This window comes from Paralimibaculum aggregatum, assembly GCF_030270585.1.
Taxonomy (GTDB): Bacteria; Pseudomonadota; Alphaproteobacteria; order Rhodobacterales; family Rhodobacteraceae; genus Thermohalobaculum; species Thermohalobaculum aggregatum.
The window spans coordinates 59,025-70,501 of the sequence record NZ_BSYI01000023.1 but is presented as its reverse complement, the minus strand read 5'-3'; the positions used below and the strand labels follow the sequence as shown (position 1 = coordinate 70,501).

At 73.0% G+C, this 11,477-nt stretch carries 12 protein-coding genes and 1 pseudogene; 12 read left to right on the top strand and 1 reads right to left on the bottom strand.

All coding sequences use genetic code 11. The annotated features are described in order from the left end of the window. The 10 genes and pseudogenes from QSJ97_RS14725 to QSJ97_RS14680 all read left to right on the top strand — a co-directional run. The coding region (locus QSJ97_RS14725; RefSeq protein ID WP_285672547.1) for a uracil-DNA glycosylase at positions 1–601 on the top strand (601 nt) is incomplete at its 5' end. 112 nt (positions 602–713) lie between these two features. Beyond that, on the top strand, positions 714–1,256 hold the full coding sequence (gene moaB / locus QSJ97_RS14720; protein ID WP_285672545.1) for a molybdenum cofactor biosynthesis protein B: 543 nt from the start codon (positions 714–716) through the stop codon (positions 1,254–1,256). Between the two features lie 80 nt (positions 1,257–1,336). Next, the gene (locus QSJ97_RS14715; protein ID WP_285672543.1) at positions 1,337–1,762 is read left to right on the top strand and encodes an Hpt domain-containing protein; all 426 of its coding nucleotides are present in this window, start codon (positions 1,337–1,339) and stop codon (positions 1,760–1,762) included. 70 nt (positions 1,763–1,832) lie between these two features. Beyond that, positions 1,833–2,648 (top strand): EAL domain-containing protein, encoded by an 816-nt coding sequence (locus QSJ97_RS14710; protein WP_285672541.1) that lies wholly within the window; start codon positions 1,833–1,835, stop codon positions 2,646–2,648. A gap of 97 nt (positions 2,649–2,745) precedes the next feature. Continuing rightward, positions 2,746–4,752: a chemotaxis protein CheA gene (locus QSJ97_RS14705; protein WP_285672540.1), complete on the top strand. Its 2,007-nt coding sequence runs from the start codon at positions 2,746–2,748 to the stop codon at positions 4,750–4,752. Then, entirely contained in the window at positions 4,752–5,258 is a 507-nt protein-coding gene (locus tag QSJ97_RS14700) for a chemotaxis protein CheW (protein ID WP_285672539.1), read from the top strand. Before QSJ97_RS14705 ends, QSJ97_RS14700 begins: the two co-directional genes overlap by 1 nt. Positions 5,259–5,276: 18 nt before the next feature. Next, positions 5,277–7,484, top strand: a complete 2,208-nt coding sequence (locus QSJ97_RS14695; RefSeq protein WP_285672538.1) for a methyl-accepting chemotaxis protein — start codon at positions 5,277–5,279, stop codon at positions 7,482–7,484. A gap of 4 nt (positions 7,485–7,488) precedes the next feature. Continuing rightward, entirely contained in the window at positions 7,489–8,010 is a 522-nt protein-coding gene (locus QSJ97_RS14690; RefSeq protein ID WP_285672537.1) for a chemotaxis protein CheW, read from the top strand. Positions 8,011–8,015: 5 nt separating this feature from the next. Then, on the top strand, positions 8,016–8,882 hold the full coding sequence (locus QSJ97_RS14685; protein ID WP_285672551.1) for a CheR family methyltransferase: 867 nt from the start codon (positions 8,016–8,018) through the stop codon (positions 8,880–8,882). Between the two features lies 1 nt (position 8,883). Further along, positions 8,884–9,970 (top strand): annotated as a pseudogene (locus QSJ97_RS14680) (protein-glutamate methylesterase/protein-glutamine glutaminase). Positions 9,971–9,993: 23 nt separating this feature from the next. On the opposite strand, the gene QSJ97_RS14675 reads toward QSJ97_RS14680, so the two are convergent. Continuing rightward, entirely contained in the window at positions 9,994–10,647 is a 654-nt protein-coding gene (locus QSJ97_RS14675; protein ID WP_285672535.1) for a hypothetical protein, read from the bottom strand. A gap of 130 nt (positions 10,648–10,777) precedes the next feature. Between QSJ97_RS14675 and QSJ97_RS14670 the strand changes: the two genes are divergently transcribed. Together QSJ97_RS14670 and QSJ97_RS14665 are read left to right on the top strand one after the other, a co-directional pair. Then, complete coding sequence (locus QSJ97_RS14670) at positions 10,778–11,056, top strand: hypothetical protein (protein ID WP_285672534.1); 279 nt, start codon at positions 10,778–10,780, stop codon at positions 11,054–11,056. Between the two features lie 54 nt (positions 11,057–11,110). Continuing rightward, positions 11,111–11,476, top strand: a complete 366-nt coding sequence (locus QSJ97_RS14665) for a response regulator (protein WP_285672533.1) — start codon at positions 11,111–11,113, stop codon at positions 11,474–11,476. Position 11,477: the final 1 nt, after the last annotated feature.

Here is an 11,477-nt window from a genome sequence, read left to right as displayed (position 1 = left end):
CCTCGCCGCGGCGGCCGACAGCCTCGCCGCGCTGGCCGAGCGGCTGGCCGGCTGGGAGGGCTCGGAGCTCCGCCACGGCGCGCGCAACTGCGTCTTTGCCGACGGCATGCCGGGCGCCCGCGTGATGGTGATCGGCGAGGCGCCGGGTGCCGACGAGGACCGGCTCGGCCGGCCCTTCGTCGGCCGCGCCGGCCAGATGCTCGACCGCATGCTCGCCGCCATCGGCCTCTCCCGCAGCGCCGAGGACCCGGCCCGTGCGGTCTACATCACCAACATCCTGCCCTGGCGCCCGCCGGGCAACCGCACGCCATCGGAGGCCGAGGTGGTCGCCTTCCTGCCCTTCGTCGAGCGGCACATCGCGCTGGCGCGCCCCGATTTCCTGCTCACCCTCGGCAACACCCCGACCAAGGCGCTGCTGGCCACCACCACCGGCATCCGGCGGATGCGCGGCACCTGGCGCCGGCACGGCGCCTCGGGCCTGCCGCTCCTGCCGAGCTTCCACCCGGCCTATCTGCTGCGCCAGCCGGCCGAGAAGGCGCAGGCCTGGCGCGACCTGCTGGCGCTCCGCCGCGCGCTCGACGGCGAGCTGCCCGATCCCTGATCCCCGCGCCGATGCTCCCCCTTGCGCTCGCGCCTGGCCATGCAGAGGTTCGGAGCGAACATCCCAAGGCCGCGCAGCGAACCTTTCCGCCGGCCGCCGCACCGGAGCGCCCATGGCCCGCATCGACGAGACCCGAACCTTCATCCCCGTTGCCATCGCGGTGCTGACCGTCTCGGACAGCCGCAGCCTTGCCGAGGACCGCTCCGGCGACACGCTCGTTGCCCGGCTCGAGGCCGCCGGGCACCGCCTCGCCGCCCGCGAGATCGTGGCCGACGAGCGGGCGGAGATCGAGGCCCGCCTCCGCGCCTGGATCGCCGACCCGGCGATCGACGTGATCCTCTCCACCGGCGGCACCGGGCTCACCGGCCGCGATGTCACGGTGGAGGCGCATCGCGCGGTCTACGAGAAGGAGATCGAGGCCTTCGGAACCGTCTTCACCCATGTTTCCATGGCCAAGATCGGCACCTCGGCGGTGCAGAGCCGGGCCACCGGCGGGGTCGCCGGCGGCACCTATCTCTTCGCCCTGCCCGGCAGCCCCTCGGCCTGCCGCGATGCCTGGGACGAGATCCTCGCGGCGCAGCTCGACTACCGCCACAGGCCCTGCAATTTCGTCGAGATCATGCCGCGGCTGGACGAACATCTGCGCCGGAAATGATGCCCTCCCCTGAGGGAACCCGCGCTTAACCCATCGCGGTCTATGGTTGTCCGGGGTGCAACCATGTGAGGACAGATGCCATGCTGAACTGGGGCGGCGGCCGACAGCCCGTCAAGGAACCGCCGGTGCTCGACACCGACTATCTCGCGCGGCTCGAGGGCCATATCGGGCGCGACACGGTGCTCGAGCTGCTCTCCGACGGGCTGATCGAGCTCTGCGACCGGCTGGGCGCGCTGGCGCGGCACGCCGAGGCCGACGAGCGCGAGGAGGCGCTGCGGATCGGCCACGATCTCGCCGGGCTCGCCGGCCATCTCGGGCTCAGCGCCCTGTCCCGGGCGGCGGTGGAGATGAACCGCGCCGGACGGGACGGGAGCGCCGGACCGGTGGCCGCGCTGGCGGCCCCGGTGCTTGCCGCCGGCGGCGATGCCGAGGTTGCGCTCCGGGCGGCGCATCTCGCCGCCGTCAGGTCGCGCAACCTGCCGGAGGGCGATTCACCGAACGTTTAGCCTGTTGCGCGATCCTCCCTGCGAACCGGGCGGCCGATGCCGGCCCCGGAACCTGCCAGAGGAGGCGTGCATGGTCGAGACGGAGAGGGAGGCGGCCCTGGCGGCCGGGCTCGAGGCGGCGATCGCCGGGGGCCATATCGCGCCCTGGTTCCAGCCGGTGATGTGCCCGGGCGGCGTCGAGATGCTCTCCGCCGAGGCGCTGCCGCGGTGGGACGATCCGGCCCGCGGCGTGGTGCCCGCCGGCGTCTTCATCGGCGCGGCGATCCGTCATGGCCTGCTCGCGCGCATCTCGGGCATCCTCCTCGATACATCCTGCGCGAACTTTGCCGGCTGGCGCGCGCGCGGCATCGCGCCGCCCTGCGTCTCGGTCAACTTCACCGGCGCCGAGCTGCGCTCGAAGCTGTCGGTGGACCAGATCAAATGGGCCATGGAGGCGCACGGGATGGCGCCCGACCAGCTCGCCATCGAGATCTCCGAGACCGTGCTGACCGAGCCGGGCTGGGAGGAGAGCCTCGCCACGATCCGGAGCCTGCGCGATCTCGGCATCCCGTTCTGGCTCGACGATTTCGGCGCCGGGCCCGGCGACCCGGCGGTGATCTCCCGGGTCGACTTCGCGCTCGCCAAGGTCGATCGCGGCATCGTCGGCCGGCTCGACGAGGACCCCGCGATGGTCGCGCGGCTCGCGGCGCTGGTGGCGCAGGCACAGGCCGGCGGCATGAAGATCATCGCCAAGGGCGTCGAGACCCGCGGCCAGATCGAGACGCTGGTCAAGCTTGGCTGCGACGGCCAGCAGGGCTTCGCGATCGCGCGGCCGATGGCGCAGGACGCCTTCGCGGAATGGCTCGACCTCAACACCTGGTCCGGCGAGGTCGCGCAGGCCGGCTGAGCCCGGCCCCGGCCCCGATGCGCCCGACCGGCCGCGGCCCGTCCGCCGCCGGCACCGCCGACCTGCATTGCCGGCAGAAGACGAGGATAGCGAGCCCATGCCCATGCCCCCCCTGCCCGTGCAGACCTTCATGCAGGAGGCCAACGAGGTGCTCGAGACGCTGGAGGCACGCCTCCTCGAGCTCGAGGCCGATACCGGCAATGCCGAGCTGGTGGATGCGGTGTTCCGCGCGCTGCACACGCTCAAGGGCTCCGGCGAGATGTTCGGCTTCACCGCGCTCGCCCGGTTCACCCATTCCTTCGAGAACGCCTATGACGCGGTGCGCGCCGGCACCGCGCGGGTCAGCGAGGCGCTGATCGACGTCTCGCTGCGCTCGCGCGACCACATCCAGCGGCTGATCGATGCCGGCACCGACGCGGCGGAGAATGCCCGCCTGGCCGCGGCGCCGGAGGGCGAGGCGCTGCTCGCCGAGATCGCCGCCTTCATCGCCGACAGCGGCGAGGCCGCGCCAGCCGCGGAGGCGGGGGAGCCGGAGACCGATGGCAGCCCGCGCAGCTGGCATGTCCGGTTCCGCCCCGAGCCGAGCGCGATCCGCAACGGCATGCGCCCCGACCTGCTGATCGACGAGCTCGGCAGCCTCGGCCGGGCGGAGATCACCTGCGACCTCTCGGAGGTGCCGCCGCTCGAGGAGATCGACCCCGGCGCCTGCTATCTCGTCTGGCAGGGGCGGATCACCACCGATGCCCGGCGCCCGGAGATCGAGGACATCTTCCTCTTCGCCGACGAGGGAGCCTTCACCATCGAGCCGATCGACGCGCTGGCCGAGACCGCCGCGCGCGGCGCCGAAAACCCCGGCGGGCCACCGGATGCGCCGCCCGCGCCGCCGGCGGCCGAGGCGCCCGCAAGGGCCGCGACCCGCGGGCCGGCCGCGCGGAAGAGCGATTCGGTGCGGGTCCAGTCGCACCGGCTGGATGCGCTGATGGACCAGCTCGGCGAGCTGGTGATCGCCCAGGCCCGTCTCAACCGCACCGCCAAGGAACTGGCGGATCCCGGCCTGATCGGCACCGCCGAGGAGATCGAGCGCCTGATCACCGGCCTGCGCGACGCGACGCTCTCGATCCGGATGCTGCCGATCGGCACCGTCTTCGGCAAGTTCCGCCGGGTGGTGCGCGATCTCTCCGCCGAGCTCGGCAAGGAGGTGGCCCTGGTCACCCGCGGCGAGGAGACCGAGCTCGACAAGAACGTGATCGACAGCCTCTCCGAGCCGCTGGTGCACATCATGCGCAACGCGATCGACCACGGGGTGGAGGCGGCCGCGGCCCGCCGCGCCGCCGGCAAGCCCGAGATCGCCACGGTCACGATGTCGGCCCGGCAGTCCGGCGGCGAGGTTCTGGTCACCGTGGCCGACGACGGCGCCGGGCTGAAGACCGAGACGATCCGCTCCCGCGCCATCGCCCGGGGCCTGATCGACGAGGCCGACGAGCTCTCGGAACGGCAGATCCACCAACTCGTCTTCGCGCCCGGCTTCTCCACCGCCGAGAGCCTCTCCAGCGTCTCCGGGCGCGGCGTCGGCATGGATGCGGTGCGCTCGGTGATCCAGGATCTCGGCGGCGCCGTGGAGCTGAGCGCGCAGGCCGGGCGCGGCACCGAGATCACGCTGAAGCTGCCGCTGACGCTGGCGATCATCGAGGGGCTGCTGGTGCGCGTGGCCGGCGCGGCCTATGTGCTGCCGCTGGCCAATGTCGAGGAATGCGTCGAGCTGACCGAGGCCGAGACCCGGCGCGAGAGCGGCCGGGCGATCCTGACGATCCGCGACGAGCTGGTGCCCTTCCTCGATCTCAAGACCGTGTTCGGCTTTGCCGGCCGGGCCGAGGACCGCGGCGAGCGCATCGTGATCGTCGGGGTCGAGGGGCGCCGCGTCGGGCTGGTCGTCGACGACATCGTCGGCCAGCACCAGACGGTGATCAAGTCCCTCAGCCCCTATCACCGCGACATCGCGGGCCTCGCCGGGGGCACCATCCTCGGCGACGGCGCAGTGGCGCTGATCATCGATCCGGTGGCGCTGGTCAAGAGCGCCGGCGCCGGCAGCGCGGAGGCCGCCTGATGCTTCCCGGCCCCTCGCCGAGCGCGGCCGAAGCCGCCGCCCCGCCCGCGCGCCAGACGCTGCTGAGCTTCCGCCTGCAGGGCGAGCTCTTCGCGCTCGCGGTCGAGCGGGTGCACGGCATCATCGACCCGCTGCCGACCACGCTGGTGCCGCGCGCGCCCGCCTACGTGCCAGGGCTGATCAATGTCCGCGGCTCCGTGGTGCCGGTGCTCGACCTGCGCCAGCGCCTCGGCATGCCCCCCGCCGAGCCGACCGAGCACAGCCGGATGGTGGTGCTGGATGTCGAGATCGCCGAGGCGGTCACCAAGCTCGCGGTGATCGCCGACAGCGTGGAGCAGGTGCTCGAGATCGAGACCGCGGCGATCGAGCCGGTGCCCGAGATCGGCATCCGCTTCCCCGTCCGCTTCCTCGCCGGCCTCGCCCGGCGCGGCGGCGATCTGCTGATCCTGCTGCGGACCGAGACCGTCTTCGCGCCCGAGCCCTGCAGCGACGCGCGCCACGCCTAGACAAGCCCGGAGACAGCCATGCGCCTCACCATACGTGCCAAGATCATCCTCGCCTTCGCGGCGGTTCTCTGCCTCCTCGCCGGCGCGGTCGGCATCGCGATCTGGCAGACCGGGCGGCTCGGCGACGAGATCGTGCGGATCGCCGACAACACCGCCCGCCAGCTCGAGCTGGCCAGCCTGATCGACCGCGGCGTGCTGCAGGCGATGCACGGCATCGAGGTCTACCGGGTCGAGGCCGAACCGGGTGCCGCGGCCGCGCTGGCCGGCAAGGTCGATGCCGAACTCGCGCATGTCGAGACGCTGATCGGGGAGCTTGCATCCCTCGCCCGGTCGACGGCGGCGCGGGACCTTCTGGCCGGATTCGAGACGGACTGGGCCGGGTTCCGCGAGGCCGAGGCCGCGCTGCGCCCGGTCGCCCTCGAGAAGGCCGGCGCGCGCGCCGCCCGGGTTCACGAGACCGAGGCGAGCCCCGCCTATGCCGCCTTCGCCCGGGCGAGCGACGCGCTGATCGATCCGCTTCGCGCCCGGCTCCAGCATGGCGCGAAGGGCGCGGCGGTCGTCGATCTCGAGGCCGCCGCCGACGAGGCGCGGGACATCGCGCGCACCGCCTTCACGGCCCAGAGCGATCTCCTGCTCGCTGGCACGGCCACGGCCATCGAGGAGATCGCCGGGCGGATAGCCGGCAGCGTCGCGGCGACGGAGGCCAGCCTCGCCCGCGCCCGCGCCGCCGTCGGCCGGGCCGACGCGCCCGCGCTGAAGAAGGTCGAGGCGGCCTGGGCGGCCTATCGCGATCCGCTCGAGCGCCTGATCGCGCTGGCGCGCATCAACAGCGACGCGCGCGCCGCACAGCTGCTCACCGAGCGTGTGTTGCCGGCGCTCGACGCGGCTTCCGCGAGCGCCAGCGCGATGGCGGCACATGCGAAGCAGACGCTCGCCACCACCCGCGACGCCTCGCTCGCCCTTGCCCGGCGCAGCCAGACCCTGCTGCTCGGGATCGGCGGGCTCGCCGCGCTGCTTGCGCTTGCCGCCGCAGGCTGGATCGCGCGCTCCGTCGGCCGGGGGCTGGCGCGTGCCGTCGCGGTGGCCGACGAGGTGGCCGCCGGGCGGCTCGATGCCGAGATCGATGCACGCGGGCGCGACGAGATCGGCGACCTGATGCGGGCGCTGCAGCGCATGGTGGAGAACCTGCGCCGGTCGGCCGGCGTCGCGGGGGAGATCGCGGCCGGCCGGCTGACCGCCGAGGTCACGCCGCAGTCCGAGCACGACAGGCTGGGCACCGTCCTCGCGCGCATGGTGGAGAAGCTCCGCCAGGTGATCGCCGATGCGACCGGCAGCGCCGATGGCGTGGCCGCGGGCGCCGGCCAGCTGAGCGCGACCGCCGAGCAGATCGCCGGCGGCGCCAACCGCCAGGCCTCCGCCGCGCAGCAGGCCTCCGCGGCGATCGAGGAGATGACCGCGAATATCCGCCAATCGGCCGACAATGCGTCGCAGACCGAGAAGATCGCCACCCAGTCGGCGAGCGAGGCGCAGAAATCCGGCCAGGCGGTGCGCAATGCGGTGTCCGCGATGAAGACCATCGCCGAGAAGATCACCATCATCCAGGAGATCGCCCGGCAGACCGACCTGCTGGCGCTGAACGCCGCGGTGGAGGCGGCCCGCGCCGGCGAGCATGGCAAGGGTTTCGCGGTGGTCGCCTCGGAGGTGCGCAAGCTGGCCGAGCGAAGCCAGCAGGCAGCGAGCGAGATCAGCACGCTCTCGGCCGAGACGGTCGACGTCTCCGGCGAGGCCGGCCGGATGCTCGAGACCCTGGTGCCGAACATCCAGCGCACCGCGGATCTGGTGCAGGAGATCTCCGCCGCCACCCGCGAGCAGAACACCGGCGCCGAGCAGATCAACATCGCGATCCGCGATCTCGACCGCATCATCCAGCAGAACGCCGCCGCGGCGCAGGAGGCGGCGGCCACCTCCGAGGCGCTGGCCCAGCAGGCGACCCGGCTGAACGGCGTGATCGGCTATTTCGAGCTCGAGACGACGGCCACCGCGGACGCTGCGGCGCAGCCCCGGGCGGAAGGGCCCGAGCCTGCCGAGCCGGCGCCGCGGCAGGCGGCGGCCCCGGCCGGCACCCCGGCTGGCGGAAGGGCGGCAGACCCGGATGTCGCCGGCTTCGACCTCGATCTCGAGGCCGAGGAGATCTCCGACGACCGGTTCCAGAGCTATCAGGGGTGACAGCATGGCCGAACCGCTGATCCTGGACCCGCCCCCCGCCGGCGCTGCATCCTCCCCCGCAGGCCGTGTCGCCGCCCCGGGAACCTTCGTCACCTTCGAGCTGTCGGGGCAGACCTTCGGCGTCTCGGTCGGCCATGTCCGCGAGATTCTCGACCGGCAGGAGGTGGCGCGGCTGCCGAATGCCTCGCCGGGCTGCGCCGGGCTGATCGACACCCGCGGCGAGAGCATCCCGCTGATCGATCTCGCCGAGCGCCTCGCCATGGCCGCCGGCGAGCCCGGGGCGGATACCCGGATCATCGTCTTCGAGGTGCAGATCGACGGCGCCGCCAGACCCATCGGGGTGCTGGCGGACCGGGTCCTCAACGTCGCGCAGATCGCCGCGGAGGCGATCGAGCCGACGCCGCGCGCCGCGGTGATCGAGGGCAGCGCGCGGGGCCTGCGCGGCCTCGCCCGGGTTGAGGGCCGGCTGGTCGTGCTGCTCGACGTCGCGGAACTGTTCGGCGCCGAGCCGATGCTCGCCCTGTGAGCGGGATGCCGGCCGCCGCGCAGGCCCTGGCCGCGACGGCCGGGGCGACGCTGTCCGGGCCCGCGCTCCGCGCGCTGGCCCGCCTCGCCCATGGCGAGGGCGGCCTGCATATCGGCGCCGATCGCGCGGATTTCCTCGCCGCCCGGCTCGGCGGCCAGCTCCTCCGGCTCGGGCTGGCGGACTACGGCGCCTATGCCGCACATCTCGCCCGGCCCGGGAACGCCGAAGACCGGCGGCTGTTCGTCGAGGCGCTGACCACCCACACCACCAGCTTCTTCCGCGAAGGCGGGCAGTTCGACTGGCTGCGGTCGACCGGCCTGCCGGCGCTGGCCGCGGCCGGGGCGGGCAGGCTGCGCCCGCTCGAGATCTGGAGCGCGGCCTGCTCGAGCGGGCAGGAGCTCTACAGCGCCCTGATGACCGTCGCAGGCAGCCACGGGCCCGGCCAGGCGCCGCTCCGCGCGCGCGGCCTCGGCACCGATCTCAGCGCCGCGATCCTGCGCCGGGCCGAGCGCGCGATCTACACGCGCGAGGAGATCGAGGGCATCCCGCTGCCGCTGCGCCGGCGCTTCCTGATGAGCGCGAGAGACCACCCCGACCTCTTCCGCATCACCGCCGATCTGCGCGCGCAGTGCCGCTGGCGGAGCGCCAATCTCGTGGCGCCCTCCGATCTCGATGGCCTGCGCGCGGACATCGCCTTCCTGCGCAACGTGCTGATCTATTTCGATCCGCCGACGCGGGAGCGCGTGCTGGCCACGGTGATCGGGCGCCTTGCGCCCGGCGGCGTCCTGCTCACCGGCCATACCGAGACCATCGCGGCGCGGCGCTACGGCCTCGCCACGCTCCGCCCGTCGATCTACCGCAAGGAACACTGACATGCCGCAGGCCAGGCCGATCCGCGTCCTCGTGGTGGATGACAGCGCGGTGGTGCGCCGGACGATGAGCGAGCTGATCGGCGCCGCGCCGGATCTCGAGGTGATGGGCGCGGCCAACGACCCGTTCCAGGCGGCGGAGATGCTGCGCCGCGAGGTGCCGGACGTGATCACCCTCGATGTCGAGATGCCGCGGATGGACGGGATCACCTTTCTGCGCCGCCTGATGGCGCAGCGCCCGGTGCCGGTGATCGTCTGCTCGTCGCTGGTCGGCGAGGGCACGCGCACCATGTTCGACGCGCTCGAGGCCGGCGCCGTGGAGATCATCCGCAAGCCCGCGGTCTCGACCCGGCAGTTCCTTGAGGAGAGCGCCATCCGGATCCAGGATGCGGTGCGCGCCGCGGCCCGGGCCCGGGTCAGCCTGCGCCGGCCGCGCGCGGCGCCGCCGCCGGGCGATCCGGCCCCGCCGCGCGGCACCGCGATGGCCCGCACCACCCAGACCGTCGTCGCCATCGGCGCCTCGACCGGCGGCACCGAGGCGCTGCGCTTTCTGCTCGAGTCGATGCCGCCCTTCTGCCCGCCCATCGTGATCGTGCAGCACATGCCGGCCGGCTTCACCAGGGCCTTCGCCGAACGGCTCGATCTCGGCACGCGGATCACCGTGAAGGAGGCCGCCCATGGCGACAGCGTGCTGCGCGGGCAGGCGCTGATCGCCCCGGGCAACCGCCACATGGTGCTGAAACGCTCCGGCGCGACCTATTTCGTGCAGATCGAGGACGGCCCCCTGGTCAGCCGCCACCGCCCCTCGGTGGATGTGCTGTTCCGCTCGGTCGCCCGCGCCGCCGGGGCCAATGCCATCGGCGTGATCATGACCGGCATGGGCAGCGACGGCGCCGCCGGGCTGAAGGAGATGCGCGGCGCCGGGGCAATGACCCTCGGGCAGAACGAGACCACCTGCATCGTCTATGGCATGCCGAAGGAGGCGATGAAGGCCGGGGCGGTGATGCGCGAGGCGGCGCTCGGCGAGCTGCCGGCGCTGCTGATCGAGCACGGGCGCGAGAAGGTCTGAGCGCGCGCCGCGCCGGCACTAGGCGCCCCCGGCCGGAAACCCGGCTCAGGCGAGGTCCGCCACCACGCGGGCGATGGCCTGGCGATGCACGCGGCGCTCGTCCTCCATGGTGTAGAGCGCCATCATCCAGGCCAGATCGGCGCCCTCGATCGCGCCCCGGGACAGGTTGCGATCCACGCCGGCGAAGACGCCCTCGGCCTCCGCGCCGAGCACCTCCCCCGCGGCGGCCAGATCCGTCGCCGCATGCAGGCCCTTGCGGCCGATCTCGCCGAGCATCTCGCGGCGCTCGCGCTCGAGCCCCGAAAGCGCCACCGCATTGCGCCGGTCGACCGCCGCCAGCACCTCGCCGAAGGCCTTCGCGGCGATCGCCGAGGTCTGCTCGAGCAGCCGCGCCAGCTCCACGAGCTGCTGCGCCACCACGTGAAAGGCCGCCACGCGCTGGTCTGCCGGTCGCGCGCAGGCCGCCTCCATCGCGGCCTCGATATGGGTGATTCGCTGGTCGAAGGTGTCGCGGTTCTGACCGGCTGCCACGAGGCGGCCGAGCGGCCCGCGCATGGACAGCGCCATCTCGGGATGGCTCCTCGGAATGGTCAGGATCGCCTGCGACATCAGCTCGAAGGCGGCGCGCACCCGCTCGGTGATCGGGCCGAGGCGCTGCCTCGTCGCGCCAGTGGCCGGGGCTGCAATCGGATCACGCATGAATGGACCTCTGGGTGCTCGCAATGGTGCCGGCCGAACTTCCCGCTCCGGCCTGCGCCCAAGATTAGCAGCCCATTTACAAAGATATTGTTATCTCGCGGCAGACCGAAACCGGCGCCGGAGACGAGAGATGGACGACCCCGCACCCGACAGCGACGCCGCCCCCGCGGCAATCGAGATCCCGGCCGAGCTCGGCCCGGCCGAGGCCGGCGCGGTGCGCGATGCGCTGCTCGCCGGGCTCGGCCGGGCCGATGCGGCGGGCGCCGCGCTCAGCATCGAGATCGGCCCGGGCACGCTGCTGCCCTGCGCGCTGCAGCTGCTCGCGGCGGCGCGCGCCTCGGCCGCGGCCCGCGGCACGCCCCTCGATCTCGGGCCGCGGGCCGCGGCCGCCCTCGCCCCCGGCCACTGACACGCCATGCCGGCCATGCCCCTCACGAGCCACGGATGAGCGACAGGAGAGAAGATGAGCAAGACGATCCTCGCAGTCGATGATTCGCGCAGCATCCGCGACATGGTGCGCTTCGCCCTCGAGCCGCTGGGCTACCAGATCCTTGACGCCGAGGACGGTGTGGAGGGCCTCTCGCAGCTCGAGAGCAACAAGGTCGATCTGGTGATCACGGATCTCAACATGCCCAACATGAACGGGCTCGACTTCATCGCGAATGTCCGCAGGGAGAGCCGCTACCAGGGCCTGCCGATGGTGATGCTGACCACCGAAGGCCAGGCCGACACCATGCGCGCCGGCAAGAAGGCGGGCGCCTCCGGCTGGATCGTGAAGCCGTTCAACGAGCTGCAGCTCGAGCTTACGGTGAAGAAGTTCATCGGCTGAG